This is a genomic window from Bradyrhizobium sp. LeoB3 (assembly GCF_055456055.1).
In genome coordinates this window covers 1-18,698 of the sequence record NZ_JBVBEF010000082.1, presented here as the reverse complement: position 1 = coordinate 18,698, position 18,698 = coordinate 1, and the positions used below count along the sequence as shown (strand labels likewise).

17 protein-coding genes and 2 pseudogenes are annotated in these 18,698 nt (G+C 61.5%); 7 read left to right on the top strand and 12 right to left on the bottom strand.

Features of this window, described 5'->3' with window-relative positions; genetic code table 11:
* Positions 1-219: 219 nt before the first annotated feature.
* The 6 genes and pseudogenes from ACZXDY_RS34695 to ACZXDY_RS34670 form a co-directional block, all read right to left on the bottom strand.
* A complete protein-coding gene (locus ACZXDY_RS34695; protein WP_464348625.1) occupies positions 220-507 on the bottom strand; it encodes a hypothetical protein in 288 nt (95 codons plus the stop codon).
* A gap of 151 nt (positions 508-658) precedes the next feature.
* Entirely contained in the window at positions 659-1,156 is a 498-nt protein-coding gene (locus tag ACZXDY_RS34690; protein ID WP_464348624.1) for a DUF2478 domain-containing protein, read from the bottom strand.
* Positions 1,156-1,749 (bottom strand): annotated as a pseudogene (locus tag ACZXDY_RS34685) (GTP 3',8-cyclase MoaA); the annotation flags it as partial. The gene ACZXDY_RS34690 and the pseudogene ACZXDY_RS34685, both read right to left, overlap by 1 nt.
* A 17-nt stretch (positions 1,750-1,766) precedes the next feature.
* Positions 1,767-2,021: pseudogene (locus ACZXDY_RS34680) on the bottom strand (SDR family oxidoreductase); the annotation flags it as partial.
* Positions 2,022-2,286: 265 nt separating this feature from the next.
* Complete coding sequence (locus ACZXDY_RS34675; protein ID WP_464348623.1) at positions 2,287-2,676, bottom strand: ATP-binding cassette domain-containing protein; 390 nt, start codon at positions 2,674-2,676, stop codon at positions 2,287-2,289.
* Positions 2,677-2,879: 203 nt separating this feature from the next.
* Entirely contained in the window at positions 2,880-3,899 is a 1,020-nt protein-coding gene (locus tag ACZXDY_RS34670; protein ID WP_464348622.1) for a GlxA family transcriptional regulator, read from the bottom strand.
* 64 nt (positions 3,900-3,963) lie between these two features.
* Between ACZXDY_RS34670 and ACZXDY_RS34665 the strand changes: the two genes are divergently transcribed.
* Genes ACZXDY_RS34665 through folD form a run of 6 tightly spaced genes read left to right on the top strand, consistent with a single transcriptional unit; the run spans position 3,964 to position 10,848 of the window.
* Entirely contained in the window at positions 3,964-5,214 is a 1,251-nt protein-coding gene (locus tag ACZXDY_RS34665) for a sarcosine oxidase subunit beta family protein (RefSeq protein WP_464348621.1), read from the top strand.
* 8 nt (positions 5,215-5,222) lie between these two features.
* A complete protein-coding gene (locus ACZXDY_RS34660; RefSeq protein ID WP_456646772.1) occupies positions 5,223-5,486 on the top strand; it encodes a sarcosine oxidase subunit delta in 264 nt (87 codons plus the stop codon).
* Positions 5,483-8,476 carry a sarcosine oxidase subunit alpha family protein gene (locus tag ACZXDY_RS34655; protein WP_464348620.1) on the top strand — a complete coding sequence of 998 codons (2,994 nt, stop codon included), beginning with the start codon at positions 5,483-5,485 and terminating at the stop codon, positions 8,474-8,476. The genes ACZXDY_RS34660 and ACZXDY_RS34655 overlap by 4 nt, the downstream gene beginning before the upstream one ends.
* A complete protein-coding gene (locus ACZXDY_RS34650; protein WP_464348619.1) occupies positions 8,469-9,080 on the top strand; it encodes a sarcosine oxidase subunit gamma in 612 nt (203 codons plus the stop codon). The genes ACZXDY_RS34655 and ACZXDY_RS34650 overlap by 8 nt, the downstream gene beginning before the upstream one ends.
* 28 nt (positions 9,081-9,108) lie before the next feature.
* Positions 9,109-9,969, top strand: a complete 861-nt coding sequence (gene purU / locus ACZXDY_RS34645) for a formyltetrahydrofolate deformylase (RefSeq protein WP_464348618.1) — start codon at positions 9,109-9,111, stop codon at positions 9,967-9,969.
* Positions 9,970-9,972: 3 nt separating this feature from the next.
* Positions 9,973-10,848, top strand: coding sequence for a bifunctional methylenetetrahydrofolate dehydrogenase/methenyltetrahydrofolate cyclohydrolase FolD (gene folD, locus ACZXDY_RS34640; protein ID WP_464348617.1), 876 nt, complete (start codon positions 9,973-9,975; stop codon positions 10,846-10,848).
* A gap of 116 nt (positions 10,849-10,964) precedes the next feature.
* Here the strand turns inward: folD and glnT are convergent, their stop codons facing one another.
* The 5 genes from glnT to ACZXDY_RS34615 all read right to left on the bottom strand — a co-directional run bounded on the left by glnT (position 10,965) and on the right by ACZXDY_RS34615 (position 16,771).
* Positions 10,965-12,263: a type III glutamate--ammonia ligase gene (glnT, locus tag ACZXDY_RS34635; protein WP_464348616.1), complete on the bottom strand. Its 1,299-nt coding sequence runs from the start codon at positions 12,261-12,263 to the stop codon at positions 10,965-10,967.
* 72 nt (positions 12,264-12,335) lie between these two features.
* On the bottom strand, positions 12,336-13,664 hold the full coding sequence (locus ACZXDY_RS34630) for an FMN-binding glutamate synthase family protein (RefSeq protein WP_464348615.1): 1,329 nt from the start codon (positions 13,662-13,664) through the stop codon (positions 12,336-12,338).
* Between the two features lie 12 nt (positions 13,665-13,676).
* On the bottom strand, positions 13,677-14,366 hold the full coding sequence (locus ACZXDY_RS34625) for a GltB/FmdC/FwdC-like GXGXG domain-containing protein (RefSeq protein WP_456645574.1): 690 nt from the start codon (positions 14,364-14,366) through the stop codon (positions 13,677-13,679).
* On the bottom strand, positions 14,366-15,259 hold the full coding sequence (locus ACZXDY_RS34620) for a class II glutamine amidotransferase (RefSeq protein WP_456645575.1): 894 nt from the start codon (positions 15,257-15,259) through the stop codon (positions 14,366-14,368). Before ACZXDY_RS34620 ends, ACZXDY_RS34625 begins: the two co-directional genes overlap by 1 nt.
* Before the next feature lie 180 nt (positions 15,260-15,439).
* Positions 15,440-16,771: an ammonium transporter gene (locus ACZXDY_RS34615; RefSeq protein ID WP_464348614.1), complete on the bottom strand. Its 1,332-nt coding sequence runs from the start codon at positions 16,769-16,771 to the stop codon at positions 15,440-15,442.
* Positions 16,772-17,401: 630 nt separating this feature from the next.
* Between ACZXDY_RS34615 and ACZXDY_RS34610 the strand changes: the two genes are divergently transcribed.
* Positions 17,402-18,064 carry a helix-turn-helix domain-containing protein gene (locus ACZXDY_RS34610; RefSeq protein ID WP_456645577.1) on the top strand — a complete coding sequence of 221 codons (663 nt, stop codon included), beginning with the start codon at positions 17,402-17,404 and terminating at the stop codon, positions 18,062-18,064.
* Positions 18,065-18,183: 119 nt separating this feature from the next.
* Here the strand turns inward: ACZXDY_RS34610 and ACZXDY_RS34605 are convergent, their stop codons facing one another.
* Positions 18,184-18,558 carry an ABC transporter ATP-binding protein gene (locus ACZXDY_RS34605; RefSeq protein ID WP_464348639.1) on the bottom strand — a complete coding sequence of 125 codons (375 nt, stop codon included), beginning with the start codon at positions 18,556-18,558 and terminating at the stop codon, positions 18,184-18,186.
* Positions 18,559-18,698 lie beyond the last annotated feature (140 nt).

The following is an 18,698-nucleotide window of genomic DNA, read 5'->3' as shown; positions in this document are numbered from 1 at the left end:
TTGAAGGACCTCGGGCTACCGGGTCGGGTGAAAGCGGCTTTCGTCGCGGAAAATCGAAGGCGCGCATTTTTCGGTCCGCCATCGTCGGTAGGCGCGGTGTCTCTCGTCGGAATTCCACCCAGCTCGGATTACAGAGTCGAGGAGAGGCGTCGATTGCTCGTCGCCCCCCTCCACCGACGATCCGGAACGTCTGCTCCCGGCCATCGTCGCGCAGGATCGTCACTGACGTGCCGAAGCGCACTTCCGAGCAATCGACTGCGGCGGGGGTGCCACGCGTGCCGTAGCGCGCCGAGCGAACCAGCAGCGGAAGTCGCGGCTCGCGGCGGCAAGCGCCGCGCGGTCGGCTGAGGCCCTCGCGGCGGCGTAGGCTTCGCTGGCCGCCGCGAGGGCCTGTTCGATCTGCACCAGGCCAGCCGCGGTGACGTCGTTCGGATGCTTGGAAAGCGGTCGCTCCGGGAGCTCTTCGAGATCGTCAGCATCCAATTCCTTGACGAAGGCTTTGCTCATCAAACGAGAAACTCCAACTCACAGTCAGCCCGAAGGGAACCACTTTAGTGTTCCGTTCCTTGACGGTGTCTCGGTCACCCGCGCTTTGCCAAATGGCGTCCGAGCCACTCGTCGACGTCGTCTGAACTGTTCAGCTCAACTGAAAATTCTCTCACAAACTCTCTCTAGGCCTGCAAGTTGCGCGCCGGAACCCCACGATCAGGGGAGTATCCAGACAGACCGCTTGCGCGATAAGATCACGCATGCCCCTGCCTTCCGCTTCCACCTTGCCAAACTTGTTCAGTACCACAAGATCCGAGCCGTTCTTAAGCGCCAACTCGATCTCTGACACCATCTGCAGCATGGCATCTTCGTCCAGCTGACACCCCTTAGCGCCGTGGCCGCGGTCCGCGAAAATCGACGTTTGCCGTCCGGTCGCCAGATCCTCGAGCAGCATGTCGCAGCTATGGCCGGGATCGCGGGCACGACGTTGAATGACCCCTGCCATGCGGGTCCCTTGCAATCGGCAGCGATCAACGACCCGCTTAAAAATTTGGTCCGGATACGACTGCTCATTGTAGACGAGAGCGGCCAGGATTCGGTAGCGCGACTCGCGATCGGGAGCGGGCGCCTCGCGGTCAGAATCGAACAGTGCAACGGATGCGAACATCAGCCACCCGTCACTGACATATGGCGGCTGAGCGCCGGCGATTGTCTACGGTGGTCGATGACGAATTCATGGCCGCGAGGCTTCACGCGCATTGCGCCATCGATCGCTTCGTTCAAAAGCACATCGGACGGTGACGCGCGGACCGCCTGTCGCAGGTCAACCCGGTCATCCCTCCCAAGACACATGAAGAGCGTCCCGTCGCACGAGACCCTGACTCGGTTGCAAGCCTCGCAGAAATTATGGGTAAGCGGTGTGATGAAGCCAAGGCGGCCTCCGGTCTCGGATACGCGGACATATCGCGCTGGGCCGCCGGTCGAATCGGGCAGATCGACAAGTGCGTAGCGCTTCTCAAACTGAGATCGGACCCCTGACAGCGGCACGTACTGATCCGTCCGATCCTCGCCTGTATCGCCCAGAGGCATGGTTTCGATAAGTGTTAGGTCCATGCCCTTTGCATGTGACCACTCGACCAGGTCTTCGAGAGACGCTTCGTTGATGCCCCTCAGCGCCACCGTGTTGATCTTCACCTTGAGGCCGGCGTCGCGTGCCGCCTCTATGCCTTCGAGCACACCGGGGATGTCGCCGCCGCGCGTGCGGCAGCCCCGGCCGCCTAGTCGGCCCGGCCGAGAAGCTGTCCGCCGTCGATGTTGTACTGAGCGCCGGTCACGAAACTCGACGCGTCGGAGGCGAAGAACAACGCGACACCCTCGATCTCTTCCAGCCGGCTGGGCGAGCTTTGCTTGAACAGCGGCAGCAGCTCGGGCGTCGTGATCCGGGTTTCGAACGGCCCCGGCTGGATCGCATTGACGGTGATGCCGAAGCGGGCGAGCTCGAGCCCGAGCTGCCGGACCAGATGCGCCACCGCCGCTTGGGGATCGCCCTGTGCACAGCTCGCTCCTTCCCGAAGCCCGTACCGGGCGCCAACGAGAGCACTGCCGAAGCGATCATAGCGATGCGACTTTGCCGCCCCGAGCTACTTCGCGATTGAAAGCTTTGCAGCCCGAAGCTGCATGCCAACCGGCGTTACTCCAGGACTTGACTTCTGGTGGACTTTGACTGCGTCAACTGCCGAGAGAGAAACAGGCTTCGGGCTCTCCACATTCTTCAGAGATCAACTTGCGCGATACCAATCAGATCCGGAGCAAGGGTTCGATGCGTTGACGCATTTCGGGATCGTTGGGGATATCGAGAACACTGCGACCGGTTTCGATGAGATGAACCGCATCCGCAACCAAAGCGACGAAGCTCAGATTTTGCTCAAACACAAGAAAGCTCGCGCCGGTTTTTTTCGTCGCATTCACGGCATGTGCCATTTGTTCAATGTTCTCATGCTGGACGCCCTCTGTTGGCTCATCAAGAATAGTTACCCGCTTCCTATCGGCAACGGTCCGGCAGAATGAGAGAATTTTTCCTTCGCCGCCGGAAAGTGTACCGGATTTCTGTTGCAGCCGCTCACGCAGTCGCGGGAAGTGCGTTCCGCTGCTCGCGCGGCGGCTGAAAACCAGGTATCCGACGGTCAATGCAAGCAGCGGCGATAAGCGCGGCCCCGAGGAAGGCGAATGGCAATAGCACGCCGCGGCCGCCTGTGGCGATCAGCGCTGCGCCGGCTAAATAAGCTCCGATTCCAAAGAACGGCGCTTGGCCAAGCGGAAGAAAGCCGCCCCCTACAAGCTTCCTGCCGCTACATCCTCGAAGGGTTGGAGGGACTTCAAAGAGATCTTTCCTAAGAAGCTTGATCGTCCTGTAGCTGTGAACGGACCGAAGTAACTCTCCTCTCATGAGCCGGCGCCAGCCCAAAATGCCGCCTGTAGCTTTTTGAGAACTGGGTCGGTAGCGCAAAGCCGGTTGCAAGCGCAATCTCCCTGATCGACTTCGTTGTCTGCCGCAATAGGACTCTGGCGTGTTCAAGCCGTGTCCGTTGGTACTGTCGGTGGATCGTAGTGCCGAGATGGCGCGCGAACAGGCGTTCAAGCTGTCGCAAGGACACACCTGCGAACTTGGCCAGTTCGCGCGGCGACAGGGGCGTTTCGATCTCCCCTTCCATCCGCAACAACGTTTGAATCAGTTTGGGATGATGGACTCCGAATCGTTCCGTGGGCGATAGCCGTTGGGCGACTTCGCCACGGCGCACTTCCGTCTGAAGAAACCAGTCGCTGACAGCCGAGGCTAGCGCCGCGCCGTGATCGATGCGGATGATGGCGTGCATCATGTCCAACGCAGCGATACCACCGGCACAAGTGAAGCGATCACGGTCGATCTCGAACAATGAGCGGCTGAGGTGCAAGAACGGAAACGTCTCGGTAAAGGCTGGGATATGCTCCCAATGCACGGTGCATCGATATCCCTCAAGCAGCCCGGCCTGCGCAAGGAGATAAGGGCCCGCTGACACGCCGCCCAATTGCACCCCGTGGCGGGCGACCTTCCGCAGAAAGGTAAGCGTCGGCGTGTGATCGAAGGCTTGCGGATTACCGCCTGCGCAAACCACGATCGCATCAAGGCGGCCGGCATTATTGATGCTGGCGTCGGCCTGAACACGGACGCCGTTTGAGGCGGCAATATCGCTGCCGCGGATGGCGATGTGCCGCCAACGATAGAGGTTCTTGCCGGTCAGCACATTGGCGGCGCGCAGCGGTTCTACTGCCGATGCATAAGACATCAGTGCAAAGCCGGGAATCAGCAGGAAACCGATCCGCCGCGGCCGCGTGATGTCGCCAACAGAAATCTTTTGGTCGTTTTTTGCCATCTGACGTCAGCCATAGCAGCGCATGATGCCTCTCACAAGTTCGGCTCGAGACGGCTCGGCTCCCATGCACTACTCCTTCCTGAACCTCGCTCGGCAAGCTCTCCGCGGACATCGCGATTGGCAGCCTACGTGGCGTGATGCGGCTCCCCGCCCGCGCTACGACATCATCATCGTCGGTGGTGGCGGACACGGCCTTGCCACCGCCTATTACCTCGCCAAAGAGCACGGCATCCAAAACGTCGCAGTGCTCGAGAAAGGCTACATCGGCTCCGGCAATGCCGGACGGAACACCACGATAGTCCGCTCGAACTATCTCCTGCCCGGTAACGAGCCCTTCTACGAATGGTCGATGAAGCTCTGGGAAGGGCTTGAGCAGGACCTCAACTACAATGCGATGGTCAGCCAGCGCGGGGTGCTCAACCTCTATCACTCGGACGCCCAGCGCGATGCTTTCGCGCGGCGCGGCAACGCCATGATCCTCGCCGGCGCCGATGCCGAGCTGCTCGATGCGGCCGCGGTGCGTCGCATGCTTCCAATGCTCGATTTCGACAATGCCCGCTTTCCGATCAAAGGTGGCTTGCTGCAGCGACGGGGCGGCACCGCCCGACATGATGCAGTCGTGTGGGGCTACGCCCGCGGTGCTAGCGATCGCGGGGTCGATATCATCCAGAACTGCGAGGTCACCGGCTTCCTGCGTGAGGGCGGCCGTGTCGTCGGGGTCGAGACGACCAGGGGCGGGATCGGCGCCACCAAGGTTGGGCTGGCCGTCGCCGGGAGTAGCTCGCGCGTCGCGGCACTTGCTGACTTGAGACTTCCGATCGAAAGCCATGTGCTGCAGGCCTTCGTCTCGGAGGCGATCAAACCTTTCATTCCGGGCGTCGTCACCTTCGGTGCCGGTCATTTCTATATCAGTCAGTCCGACAAGGGCGGTCTGGTCTTCGGCGGCGACATCGACGGCTATAACTCCTACGCCCAGCGCGGCAACCTGCCGACCGTTGAGGACGTTTGCGAAGGCGGCATGGCCCTGATGCCTGCAATCGGGCGGGTGCGCATGCTGCGCTCTTGGGGCGGGCTGGTCGACATGTCGATGGACGGCTCGCCGATCATGGACAAGACACCAGTCGACGGCCTCTATCTCAACGCCGGCTGGTGCTACGGCGGTTTCAAGGCAACGCCGGCTTCAGGGTGGTGCTTCGCGCATCTGCTTGCGCGCGATGAGCCGCACCCGGTCGCGGCCGCCTACCGTCTCGATCGCTTCGAGACCGGCCATCTCATTGACGAAAAGGGCCAGGGCGCCCAACCGAACCTGCATTGAGAACCGACATGCGAATCGAATGTCCCTTCTGCGGCCCGCGTGATGTAGGCGAGTTCGCCTACCATGGCGATGCCACGCGCCGACCCGAGGCATCAACGTCGGATACGCTGCAGCCTTTCTATCAAGCAGTCTATCTGCGCGACAATCCGGCGGGTCGTCATAAGGAACTCTGGTATCACGCCGGCGGATGCCGAAGCTGGCTTAGCGTTACCCGCGACACCCGTACTCATGAAATCTTCGGCGCAACCTTTGCAGCCGGAGAGCCTTCATGAGTGGGACAGCATCGCAAGTGAAGCCCAACCGGCTTGAGAAGGGTGGCCTGATCGATCGCAGCAAGCCGCTCAGCTTCACTTTCGACGGCAAGCGCTATCACGGCTATGCAGGAGATACGCTCGCCTCCGCTCTGCTTGGCAGCGGCGTCAAGCTCGTCGGCCGCTCGTTCAAGTATCATCGGCCGCGCGGCATCCTGACTGCGGGCAGCGAGGAACCAAACGCGCTGGTCGAGTTGCGGAGCGGTGCGCGGCGGGAACCGAACACACGAGCGACTGTCGTCGAGCTGTTCGACGGTCTCGACGCGCAAAGTCAAAACCGTTGGCCTTCGCTGACATTCGACGTGGGCGCGGTCAATTCTTTGCTCTCGCCATTTTTCGCCGCTGGCTTCTACTACAAGACCTTCATGTGGCCCGCCTCCTTCTGGGAGAAGGTCTACGAACCAGCGATCCGGCGCGCCGCCGGTCTCGGACGCGCCAGCACGGAAGCCGATCCGGACGTCTACGAAAAGCTGTACGCGTTCTGTGACGTACTCGTTGTCGGCGGCGGTGCGGCCGGGCTTGCCGCGGCATTGAGCGCGGGCCGATCGGGCGCGCGCGTTATCCTGTGCGACGAGGACTACGTCCTTGGAGGCCGCCTCAATGGGGACATTAGGGAAATCGGAGGCGAAAGTGGCTCCACGTGGGCACACCATGCGAGTCTTTCCCTCGACGGCCTGACGAATGTTCGTGTGCTGCGCCGGACGACGGTGTTCGGCGTCTATGACGGCGGAACCTACGGCGCGGTCGAGCGTGTCTCCGACCATCTTCCGGTCCCGGCGCCGCATCAGCCCCGGCAGCGGCTTTGGAAGATCGTCGCCAAACGAGCGGTCCTTGCTACGGGCGCGATCGAGCGACCCATCGTGTTCGGCGGCAACGACCGGCCCGGCGTGATGATGGCTTCGGCGGTTCGCACCTATCTGAACCGGTTTGCCGTACCGGCCGGCCGCTGCGCCGCGATCTTCACAGGCTGCGACGACGCGTGGAGGACTGCTTTCGACCTATTCGGGGGCAACACTCCCGTCGAAGTCATTGTCGACATGCGAACGGAGATCGCCCCCCGTCTCATCGAGAAGGCGAGCCGGTTGGGAATTCGGGTCTTTGCGGGCGCACAGGTTATCCAGACGAGCGGAAGCCAAGATCTCAAGGCCATCTCCATTCACACGGCGGATGGACGGACGAGCGACATTGCGGTCGACGTGCTCGCCATGTCCGGCGGATGGAATCCCAATCTCGCCCTGACGACCCACCTCGGAGGTCAACCGAACTGGTCGGACACGCTGGGGGGATTCGTTCCAAATACGCCTCCTCCCGGCATGACGGTCGCCGGCGCCGCGCAGGGATCATTTGCGCTAGCTGATGCCCTTCGCGAGGGCGATTCAGCTGGCGCTGCAGCGGCCGAGGCGGCGGGATTTGCCGTGAAAAATCATCCTCCGCCTCAGGCAGATGATGAGACGATCGGCTCCAAGCCTTTCTGGTACGTCGCCGACAGCCGATCGAAGGCATTCGTCGATTTCCAGAACGACGTTACAAGCGACGACGTCGCACTCGCCGCCCGCGAAGGTTTTCGGTCGGTTGAATTGCTGAAGCGATATACCACCCTCGGCATGGCCACCGATCAGGGCAAGACGTCGAACGTCAACGGCCATGCCTTGATGGCGCAACTGACCGGGCGCTCGATGTCAGAAGTCGGCACAACCGTGTTCCGGCCACCCTATACGCCAGTCGCGATCGGTGCACTCGCCGGTCACCATCGTGGTTTGGAGTTCAAGCCAACGCGCTTGACCGCAAGCCATGGCTGGGCCGAAGAGCGCGGCGCCACGTTTGTGGAGGCCGGGCAGTGGCTCCGCGCGCAATGGTTCGCTCGACCTGGCGAAGCCGACTGGCTGACGACAGTGTCGCGCGAGGTCCGAGAGGTTCGCAGCAAAGTCGGCGTCTGCGACGTCTCCACTCTTGGCAAGATCGATATCCAGGGCAACGATGCGGCTGCATTCCTGGACCGCGTCTACATCAACATGTTTTCGACGCTTCCAATCGGCAAGGTCCGCTACGGCCTAATGCTACGCGAGGACGGCATCGTTATGGACGACGGCACCGCGGCGCGCTTAGCGGACGACCACTATGTCGTGTCGACGACGACCGCGAATGCGGCCAAGGTCATGCAACATCTTGAGCATACACGCCAGATCCTCTGGCCTGAGTTGGACGTTCAGCTCGTGTCCGTCACTGAGCAATGGTTGCAATACTCGATTGCGGGACCGCATTCCCGACTGCTCCTGGCTCGGCTGCTCGGTGATGCCGCAGACGTCTCCGACGCCGCCCTTCCCTATCTCGGGTGCATCGAATTCCGTTGGCGCAACGTTCCGGCACGCCTGTTCCGTGTCTCCTTCTCCGGCGAACTGGCCTACGAGCTTGCGGTGCCGGCGCAATTCGGTGATGCCACCATCCGGGCGGTCATGGATGCCGGGAACGCACTCGGCATCGTGCCCTATGGCACGGAAGCCCTGGGCGTGATGCGCATCGAGAAGGGTCATGTCGCCGGCAACGAACTGAACGGCACGACGACGGCGACCGATCTCGGCCTCGGCCGGATGATGTCGCGCAAGAAAGACTTCATCGGCCGCACGCTGGCAATGCGGCCGGGCCTCACCGACCCTGAGCGGCCGGCACTGATCGGCATCAAACCCGTCGCCAAGAGCGCGCGACTGCACGGCGGCGCGCATTTTCTGGCCCTCGGCGTGAAGCCGAACACAGAGAATGACGAAGGTTACGTCACTTCCGTCGCCTTCTCGCCGATGCTCGGGCATTGGATCGGCCTCGGCCTGATCAAGAATGGCTTGGCACGGATCGGCGAGGTCGTGCGCGCTTACGATCCGGTCCGCGGTCGCGACACCGAAGTCGAAATCGTCTCTCCTATCTTTTTCGATCCCGAAGGGACGCGTCTGCATGGCTGATCTTGCTTTATCATCACGTCCTGCTTTATTGGACATTGGCCAATCGCAACCTGGCGCCGGCGTCACCGTCCGCGAGTTGCGCGGACTTGGCTTGGCGACGATGCAGACTCGCAAAGGACAGCACGCGCTGCTGCGCGACCGTATCAGGCAGCATTTCCTTCTTGAGCTACCCACGACGCCTTCCATTGTGCGTGCGGGCGAGATCGCCTTCGTGGCCATAGGCCCGAATTACTGGCTCGCCATGAGCGGCGGCGTAGGCCCGCTGTTTGGCATGTCACTCAAACAGATCGTCGGGCCGCTCGCGTCGGTGTCGGACCAAAGCGGCGGCTATGTGGTTTTCCGCGTCGGCGGCCATGCGGTCAGGAACACCCTTGCCAAGGGTTTTCAGATCGACCTTCATCCTCGCGCGTTCGAGATCGGAGCCGCCGCGACCACGATCGTCGCCCATATCGGCGCCACCATCTCGCGTTGCGAAGACAACGGCGACGGCAGCCCCTGCTTCGAAATCGCCTTGTTCCGCAGCCTTGCCAAGAGCTTCTCGCGCTGGTTCTCAAGCAGCGCCGCCGAGTTCGGCTGCGAATGGCAAACCCAAGCAGCTCAATAATTTCATAGCCTTGTTCCAAGAGACGCCCATGTCCACCGACAGCTACATTTTGACCTTCTCTTGTCCCAACAAGCCTGGCATCGTCGCCGCCGTCGCCAAGACGCTGTTCGAGGCCGGCGCCAATATCCAGGAATCGCATCAGTACGACGATGTCGAGACCAACGCCTTCTTCGCCCGCATTCGCTTTAACTTCGTCGGGACCGACAATGCTGAAGGCTTCAGCGAAGCTTTCGCGATCGTCGCCAACGAGCTGAAAATGAAGTGGACGGTTCGTCCGCGCACCGCGCGCCCCAAGCTGCTCATCCTGGTGTCCCGTTTCGATCATTGCCTGGCGGACCTACTCTACAAATGGCGGATTGGCGAACTTTCGGTCGATATTGCGGGCATCGTCTCCAACCATCCGATCGAGACGTTCACGCATCACGATCTCGGCACTATTCCGTTCGAGTACCTGCCCGTTACGTCGCAGACCAAATCCAAACAGGAAGCGGAAATCTGGAAGATCGTCGAGGATCGGAAAGTCGACCTCGTCGTTCTTGCCCGGTACATGCAGATCCTGTCCGACGAACTTTCGGCGAAACTCGCCGGTCGCTGCATCAACATCCACCATTCCTTTCTTCCCGGCTTCAAGGGCGCCAAGCCGTATCACCAGGCGCACGGCCGCGGCGTCAAACTGATCGGCGCTACCGCCCATTATGTGACGCCAGATCTCGATGAAGGTCCGATCATCGAGCAGGATGTCGAACGCGTTTCGCATCATGACCAACCTGACGACCTCGTTCGCAAAGGTCGCGATATCGAACGGCGAGTGCTGTCGCGGGCCGTATTCTGGCATATCGACGGCCGCATCATCCTGAACGGCTCCAAGACCGTCGTTTTCAAGGACTAACCCATGACTGCGATCAATATCGACGGCAAGGCGATCGCCGAGCAGGAGCGTCTCAAGATTGCGGCGGGGGTCGCGGAGTTGCAGGGGCGGAGCGGCCGAGCACCGGGACTTGCTGTCGTGCTCGTCGGCAACGATCCCGCAAGCGAAGTGTACGTTGCCTCCAAGACGCGCCAGACCATCGCCACCGGAATGCGCTCGTTTGAGCATCGCCTAGCAGCCGAGACCTCGCAGGAGGCGCTGCTCTCCCTGATCCGGCGGCTGAACGCCGACGACGAGGTCGATGGCATTCTGGTTCAGCTCCCGCTGCCGTCGCACATCGATACCGACACCATCATCCGGTCGGTCGATCCGGCGAAGGATGTCGATGGCTTCCATCCTGAGAATGCCGGGCGCCTGATGCGCGGGCTTACCAGTCTCGTCCCCTGCACCCCGCTCGGCTGCATGCTACTGCTCCGTTCGGTTCGTAGGGGACTGGCGGGCCAGCACGCAGTGGTGGTCGGGCGCTCGAACATCGTCGGAAAGCCGATCGCCCAGCTTCTCCTTCAGGCTGATTGCACAGTGACGATGACGCATTCGCGCAGTCATGATTTGCCGGGACTTTGTCGTCAGGCCGATATCCTGGTCGCCGCGGTCGGCCGACCGGAGATGGTCCGCGGCAGCTGGATCAAGTCCGGCGCGATCGTCATTGACGTCGGCATCAACCGTTTGCCGGCAGAAGGCGGGGCCAGAGGCCGGCTGGTCGGCGACGTTGCCTTCGGAGAGGCCCGGGACGTTGCCAGCGCCATCACTCCTGTTCCCGGCGGCGTCGGTCCGATGACGATCGCATGCCTGCTGCGAAACACGCTGCAGTCCGCCGTCGAACGATCGGGCAAGAGCTAAGCCTATCGAACACTACGCGGACCGGTCGGCCGGAGATCCGGAACACCGATCTACCTAACCCCATCCGTCGCCGGAAGGCACAGTGAACCTGTGATTTCCGGCTTAGCTGACGCCCCTCAGCAATCCAGTGTGGTTTCGCGCTCCCATGCCGTCAAATGGCGTGCATACGAATTCCATTCGTCGGTCTTGAGCTTGACGTAGCACGGTACGAACTCGCCCAACTTATCCGACAGCACCGATGACGACCGCAGTGCTCGGATCGCGTCGAGCAGGTTCAGCGGCAATTTCTTGCCGGCCTCGACGGAATGACCGTCCGTATACATGTTAATGTCGAGACGACTGCCGGGATCGCGCTGGTTGTCGATCCCGTCAAGCCCTGCGGCGAGCAATCCTGCCTGCAGTAGATAAGGATTGACCGCGCCGTCGGCGAGGCGGACCTCAAAGCGGCCGCCCTCGGGAATACGGATGAGATGGGTGCGGTTGTTTCCCGTATAGGTTACCGAGTTCGGCGCCCAGGTCGCTCCAGACGTCGTGCGTGGCGCATTGATGCGCTTGTAGGAGTTGACCGTCGGATTGAGCAGAGCCGCCAGCGCATCGGCCGAGTGCATGATGCCACCCAGGAACTGATAGCCGAGCTTTGACACGCCGAGTTCGCCAGCTTCGTCCTCGAACAGATTGCGGCCATCGCGCCACACCGAGACGTGGGCGTGGCAGCCGTTGCCGGTCAGGTCGACGAACGGCTTCGGCATGAAGGTTGCGCGCAATCCGTGTTTCTCCGCGATCGAACGCACCATGTATTTGAAGAACGCATGGCGGTCCGCGGTCTTCAAGGCCGAGTCGAAATCCCAATTCATCTCGAACTGGCCGTTCGCGTCCTCGTGATCGTTCTGGTAGGGTTTCCAGCCAAGCGACAGCATGCAATCGCAGATTTCAGCAATGATGTCGTATCGTCGCATCAATGCCTGCTGATCGTAGCAGGGTTTTGGCTGGTGATCGGCATCATCGGAAATCCCGGTCCCGTCGCGCGAAATCAGGAAGAACTCGCATTCGACGCCAGATTTCAGCTCAAGGCCCTTGGCGGCGGCATCGGCGATCAACCGCTTCAAGAGATTGCGCGGCGCTTGCGCGACCGGCTCGCCGTTCATCCAGGGATCTGCGGCAAGCCAGCCGACTTCAGGCTTCCATGGCAACTGGATCAGGCTTGCCGGATCCGGCATCGCGAACATGTCGGGGTCGGCCGGCGTCATGTCGAACCATGTCGCGAAGCCTGCAAAGCCCGCCCCGCTCTTGAGCATGCCGTCGATCGCTGCAGCTGGCACAAGCTTGGCGCGTTGCACGCCAAACAGGTCGGTGTACGAGATCAGAAAATACTTGATGCCCCTCTCTTGCGCGGTGGCATGAAGACTATTGGCCATGGTTACCTCTTTGATGCGTCAACACCCGGCATCGAAACTTGCAGTCAGTTGGATTCGCGCGCTGCGTGTCCGCTATTTCGTTATTCCCGGAATCCAGTTGGTTCCGGCGAGCGGCACGCCCGCCATCGCCGCAGCCTCGATCGACAAGGCGACGAGGTCTTCCGGTTCGAGATTGTGCAGATGGCTCTTTCCGCAGGCGCGCGCGATCGTCTGCGCCTCGAGCGTCAGCACCGAGAGATAATTTGCCAAGCGCCGGCCGGCCTTGACCGGGTCAAGTCGTGCCGCCAGCACTGGATCTTGCGTGGTGATGCCGGCAGGATCCAATCCGTCCTGCCAGTCGTCATAGGCCCCGGCAACGGTGCCCAGCTTTTCGTACTCCGCCTGCAGCTGCGGATCATTGTCGCCAAGGGCAATCAACGCCGCGGTGCCAATTGCCACCGCATCCGCGCCGAGCGCCAGCGCCTTCGCAACGTCGGCGCCCGTGCGGATGCCGCCGGAGACGATCAGCTGCAGCTTGCGGTGCAAGCCCAGATCCTGCAACGCCTGCACCGCGGGTCGAATGGCCGCCAGGATCGGCAGGCCTACATTCTCGATGAAGACCTCCTGGGTTGCGGCTGTGCCGCCTTGCATACCGTCGAGCACGATCACGTCGGCACCTGATTTGGCAGCAAGCGCGGTGTCGTAATAGGGACGGCTGGCGCCAACCTTGACGTAGATCGGCTTTTCCCAATCGGTCAGCTCCCGCAACTCCTCGATCTTGATCTCAAGATCGTCAGGCCCGGTCCAGTCCGGATGCCGGCAGGCTGAGCGTTGATCGATCCCTTCCGGGAGGGTGCGCATCTTGGCCACCCGTGGTGAAATCTTCTGGCCCAGCAGCATGCCGCCACCGCCGGGCTTTGCACCCTGCCCGATCACGATCTCGATCGCATCAGCCCGTCTCAGATCGTCCGGGTTCATGCCATAACGCGACGGCAGATACTGATAGACCAGGATGGAAGAATGACCGCGCTCTTCGGCGGTCATCCCGCCGTCGCCGGTGGTGGTCGACGTTCCAACCGCGGAGGCGCCTCGTCCCAGCGCTTCCTTGGCCGGCGCTGACAGTGCGCCAAAGCTCATTCCCGCAATGGTGACGGGTATCTTGAGCTTGATCGGCTTCTTGGCGAAGCGCGTGCCCAGCGCAACCTCGGTTCCGCATTTTTCGCGATAGCCTTCGAGCGGATACCGCGAGATTGAGGCACCTAGGAACAGAAGATCATCGAAATGCGGCAGCGCACGCTTGGCGCCGCCGCCGCGGATATCGTAGATGCCGGTCGCGGCGGCGCGCTGAATTTCAGCGATCGCCTGCGGGCTGAAGGTAGCAGAAAACCGAGGCGGTGTACGATGGGGCGGCGGGGCGGTCATCAGAAATCCTGCTCAGTAGGCGTCGACGTTGTCGATGTGGAAGTGATAAAGGCGGCGAGCGGAGCCGAACATCTTGAAGTCATCGGGGCTGATCGAATCGTTCAGGTCCGCACGTTTCAACAGTGACTTGAGAATCGACTTATCTTCCGCCGACATCTCTTTCTCGATACAGTCGGCTCCGAGGCTTGCTACGCTGCCGCGCACGAACAGGCGGGCTTCATAGATGGAGTCGCCGAGCGCATCGCCCGCATCTCCGAGCACGACGAGATTGCCGGCCTGCGCCATGAAGGCACTCATCGGCCCAATCGAGCCTTTGACGACGATGTCGATGCCCTTCATCGAGATTCCGCAGCGCGCGGACGCGTTGCCGTCGACCACGAGCAAGCCGCCGCGGCCGGTCGCTCCGGCAGCCTGGCTCGCGTCTCCTTTGACACGAACCTCGCCCGACATCATGTTCTCGGCAACACCGACGCCCGCATTTCCCGAGACGACGATCGTCGCTTCCTTGTTCATGCCGCCGCAATAGTAGCCGACGTGCCCCTCGATATCGATCGTGATCGGCGCATCGACGCCGCAGGCGATCGCATGCTTTCCACCCGGATTGGTCACGACCCAATGGGTTTCGTTGGTGGAAGGCGGCAGCGAATGAAGGGCCGCGTTGAGTTCGCGCAGCGGCGCCTTAGCGAGATCAAAAGTTGACATCAGGCGCGCTCCCACGCGTAGACGGTTGCAGGCTTCGGCTCAAAGAGATTGGCTTTGTCGACGCCTGGCAACATCGCGAGCGCGCGATACTCCGAGCCAAACGCCACATAGTCGTTGGTCTCGGCCATCACCGCCGGCTTGCAGGAAATCGGATCGCGCAACACGGCAAATCCGCTCTCCGTACCCACAACGAAAGTGTAGAAGCCATCGAGATCAACGAGACTTTGCGTCAACGCTTCCTTGAGCGAGGCGCCCTCCCGGATCTTCCAGCTGAGATAACCTGCTGCGACCTCGGTGTCATTTTCGGTTTCGAATGTCATACCTTCGCGACGCAGGACACGACGCACACCATTGTGATTCGAGAGCGAACCGTTGTGAACGAGGCACTGGTCGAGGCCGGTCGAGAACGGATGAGCGCCGCGCGTGGTCACTGCAGATTCCGTCGCCATGCGGGTGTGGCCGATGCCGTGGCTGCCTGCCATCCGGGCCAACCCAAACCGCTGCGCGACTCGCTCCGGTAGACCGACCTCCTTGTAGAGCTCCATTCGCGTCCCAGCCCCGACAAAGCTGATGTCGCCATGTGCAGCGATCCAGCCGCGCGCCTGCCGTTCCTTGCTCGCAGGGAGCAAAATGACCGCGTGCGTGTCCCGAAAAGTCGAAACCAAATTTTCTCCGAGAGCGCGCCCAAGCTCCGTGAGCGATCCGCGCAGCGCGGTTTCGCTCGCGCCACTCACCGTCAGCTTCACACATCCCGTTTGGCCATCGCCATAGACCGCGAAGCCCGCGCTGTCGGGACCGCGATCGCTCATCACGGCCAGCATGTCCGACAACATCGCCCCGAGCTCCGGCTCAAGCTTCGGCTGCTTCAGAAACAGCCCTACGATTCCACACATGACATCCTCCGCAACGGGGTTTGCGCCCATGCACCCCGAGGAATTACTCTAAAGAATACTTCTTTCTCGTCAAGAATATCGATATCCGGAATTTGGAAATCGGCTCACCTAGCTCCCGAAACAGTGTCGCGGCGGCACGATACGATCGTGCTGCCGCGACAATCTCGAAAGCTCGAAATCTCAGCCGTGAATCGCCTCGCCATGCAGCGCGAGATCCAGGCCGATCTCCTCGTTTTCCTTGCTGACACGCAGACCGATCGTGAGATCGATCAGCTTGAGAAGAACGAAGCTGATCGCGCCGGACCAGACTAGGGTCATGCCGACGCCTTCGAGCTGGAGCAGGACCTGACCCGGGTTGCCGTCGACTAGGCCGGCCTTCCCGGTGCCGCCGATCGCGGCGACCGCGAACACGCCGGTCAGAATGGCACCCAGGATGCCGCCGACGCCATGGACGCCCCAGACGTCGAGCGCATCGTCATAGCCAAAGGTGTTCTTTAGACCCGACACGCCCCAGTAGCATGCGACGCCGGCGGCAAAGCCGATGATCAAGGCGCCGCCGACGCTGACGAAGCCGCAGGCCGGCGTGATGGCAACGAGGCCCGCGATCGCACCCGAGACCGCGCCGAGCAGGCTTGGCTTGCCGCGCATGATCGCTTCCACCAGGCTCCAGGCGACGATCGCCGCCGCAGTCGCGCCATGGGTGTTGATCATCGCGATCCCCGCCGAGCCCCCTGCAGAGAGTGCGGAGCCAGCGTTGAAGCCGAACCAGCCGACCCACAGCAGGGCGCCGCCGATCATGGTCAGGAGCACATTGTGCGGGACGACGGCGTCGGTGCCGAAATCCTGGCGCTTGCCGATCATCAGGGCGGCAATCAGGCCGGCGATGCCGGAATTGATATGCACCACCGTGCCGCCCGCAAAATCAAGCACGCCGGCGTCGGCGAGGAAACCACCCGGCCCCCAGACCATATGCGCGATCGGGGCATAGACCAGCACCAGCCAGAGCGACAGGAACAGCATCGCCGCCGAGAACTTCATCCGGTCCGCAGGGCCACCCAGGATGATGACGGGGGTGATGATGGCAAAGGTGAGCTGGAACATCACGAACACGAATTCGGGAATGGTCTGTGCCGCCGGCGCCAGCGTGTCGGGCGCGATCCCCTGCAGCATGAACTTGCTCATGCCGCCGAAGAATGGATTGCCTTCGGTGAAGGCCAGGGTATAGCCGATCACGATCCAGATCACCGACAGAATGCCGGCCGCGAAGAAGCACTGCATCAAGACGGCAAGCACATTCTTCTTGCGCACCATGCCGCCATAGAACAGCGCAAGGCCAGGCACCAGCATCATCAGCACCAGCAACGACGAGGTCAGCATCCAGGCCGAGTCGCCGGAATTCAGGACCGGAGCCGGCGCCGCCGGCGCGGGCGTTGCGGATTGTGCCAGCACCTCGCCGAGGCCGGCCATCAGGAACACAACAGCAGCGAGGGCTGTGTCACGCATCTTCTGCATTGGTACAATATCTCCCTAAGAGCCTAGGATTTCGGATTGCCGCGTTTTGGACTTGATCAGTCGAGGCTTCGCCGAGGCAGATCGAAGCCTTGAATCGATATTCTTGATGCGCTGAAACCGCGGCTGGTCATCGCACCGCGCGATGCGGCGAGCCGAATTGCCGGCAAGTTTCGATCTGGTGGGTCGAAGGACAGCGATGATGAACTTCATTGGCGCTTCCACTGCTTGCCGGAGGCAAGTTTCTTCACAGGCAACAAATGTTCATACAAGTCTCGTGCCAATCTTTTTCGAAATTGGAACTATTATTTCTCCAAAGGAAATACGATTGAAGCCCGGCGGGTCCTGATCGGGACGTGGGTGCAACGCCCTTTTTGGACGGCCGCCCCTGGCGAGAATCCAGGCAACAGGACAGTTTTGTGGCAGCGCGGAGGGATCACCTCCCGGCACGGGCTCCGCACATTGGGAATCGGCCGCAGCCGGCGATCGCTGTGGGAAATCGTCGCGAAAGCTACGGGCAGCTAGCCGTGATTGCGGGGGCGCAGTATAGAGGACATTGTTGCTTCATCCGGTCGGCGCGGCCGCCGCGCTCGCGCTGCAAGGCCGAAGGCGCAAACTCAGCGAGGTTTCATCGTGGCGAAAGGCGCCAGCAAGCGTTCGACAGCCGACGCGCCGCGGCAAGAAACGGAGCTCCTGACCGGTTCGCTAGCTCCGAAGGAAGTAACCCCCACTCTTGAATCCGAAATCGGAGCCGAAGTCCGTCGACTGAGGAAGGAGCTGGATCTCACCGTCATGGAGCTCGGTGCGGCGGCTGGTATTTCAGCCGGCATGATGTCCAAGATCGAGAACGGGTCCATCTCACCCTCTCTGGCGACCCTATCAGCGCTGGCGAAGGCCTTGAATGTACCGATCGGCCGTCTATTCCGCGAAAGCACCGAGCAACGTGATTGCTCCTTCGTGAAGGCGGGCACGGGCGTCCGGATCGAGCGACGCGGCACCAAGGCCGGGCACCTCTATGACCTGCTCGGGCACAGCGTCGGCGGCGATATCGTCGTCGAACCCTATTTGATTACGCTCAAGGGTGACGCCGTTCCCTACACCGATTTCCGGCATGCCGGTGTGGAGTTCATCTACATGCTCACCGGCAAAGTGCGCTATCGACACGCCGATCGTAGCTATCTGCTCGAGCCCGGCGACGCGCTTTTCTTTGACGCGGCCGCCCGTCATGGGCCGGAAGAGCTCGTCAAGGCGCCGATGACGTATCTCTCGATTATCATCTATCCGCGGCGAAGCTGACATCGAGCGTCCGCGCGGTGTTAGACGCCACCTTTCCCATCTGTTCATCCGATGCGCGCCGGTCCGAGTTGCGATCTTATCGCTGGAGTTCTGCGCGGACGGCAATTCAATTGCGGCGGTCACGCAGATCGGTTCGCGGCGATGCTTTCGAAAATCTTCACCCGGAGCTGGTTGAACGTCTCGCTGGTCACGAGAGCGGTCGTACGTGATCGCGGCAGGCAAACTCGGAGCTCCCTGACGATCCGGCCGGGACGGGCGGACATTACATAAACGACGTCAGCGAGGAAAACAGCCTCGTCGATGTCATGCGTGATGAAGAGGACGGTCTTGCGATATTTCTCCCAGACGTCCAACAGCAACTGCTGCATCTGGAGCCGCGTCTGGGCGTCGAGCGCCCCGAATGGTTCGTCCATCAACAGCACTTCGGGCCGCATCAACAGAGCCCTCGCAATGCCGACTCGCTGCCGCATGCCGCCCGATAACTGGTCCGGCAGATACTTCTCGAAGCCAATTGAGGCCGACCGCCGCGATCAATTCTTTAGGCAGCGGCTCATACTTGTGTGTACCGAAAACCTTGTCCGAGTTGATGATGTGACGGATTCGGCTAAGTTGGCGGGATGATCGGGCTTCTCTG

Bases quoted from the DNA above. Each gene is read 5' to 3' on its own strand.
- ACZXDY_RS34655 (WP_464348620.1), top strand. From the start codon at position 5,483: ATGAGTGGGACAGCATCGCAAGTGAAGCCCAACCGGCTTGAGAAGGGT.
- ACZXDY_RS34695 (WP_464348625.1), bottom strand. From the start codon at position 507: ATGAGCAAAGCCTTCGTCAAGGAATTGGATGCTGACGATCTCGAAGAG.
- ACZXDY_RS34660 (WP_456646772.1), top strand. From the start codon at position 5,223: ATGCGAATCGAATGTCCCTTCTGCGGCCCGCGTGATGTAGGCGAGTTC.
- ACZXDY_RS34615 (WP_464348614.1), bottom strand. From the start codon at position 16,771: ATGCAGAAGATGCGTGACACAGCCCTCGCTGCTGTTGTGTTCCTGATG.
- ACZXDY_RS34665 (WP_464348621.1), top strand. From the start codon at position 3,964: ATGCACTACTCCTTCCTGAACCTCGCTCGGCAAGCTCTCCGCGGACAT.
- ACZXDY_RS34620 (WP_456645575.1), bottom strand. From the start codon at position 15,259: ATGTGTGGAATCGTAGGGCTGTTTCTGAAGCAGCCGAAGCTTGAGCCG.
- purU (WP_464348618.1), top strand. From the start codon at position 9,109: ATGTCCACCGACAGCTACATTTTGACCTTCTCTTGTCCCAACAAGCCT.
- ACZXDY_RS34690 (WP_464348624.1), bottom strand. From the start codon at position 1,156: ATGTTCGCATCCGTTGCACTGTTCGATTCTGACCGCGAGGCGCCCGCT.
- glnT (WP_464348616.1), bottom strand. From the start codon at position 12,263: ATGGCCAATAGTCTTCATGCCACCGCGCAAGAGAGGGGCATCAAGTAT.
- folD (WP_464348617.1), top strand. From the start codon at position 9,973: ATGACTGCGATCAATATCGACGGCAAGGCGATCGCCGAGCAGGAGCGT.
- ACZXDY_RS34670 (WP_464348622.1), bottom strand. From the start codon at position 3,899: ATGGCAAAAAACGACCAAAAGATTTCTGTTGGCGACATCACGCGGCCG.
- ACZXDY_RS34650 (WP_464348619.1), top strand. From the start codon at position 8,469: ATGGCTGATCTTGCTTTATCATCACGTCCTGCTTTATTGGACATTGGC.
- ACZXDY_RS34630 (WP_464348615.1), bottom strand. From the start codon at position 13,664: ATGACCGCCCCGCCGCCCCATCGTACACCGCCTCGGTTTTCTGCTACC.
- ACZXDY_RS34625 (WP_456645574.1), bottom strand. From the start codon at position 14,366: ATGTCAACTTTTGATCTCGCTAAGGCGCCGCTGCGCGAACTCAACGCG.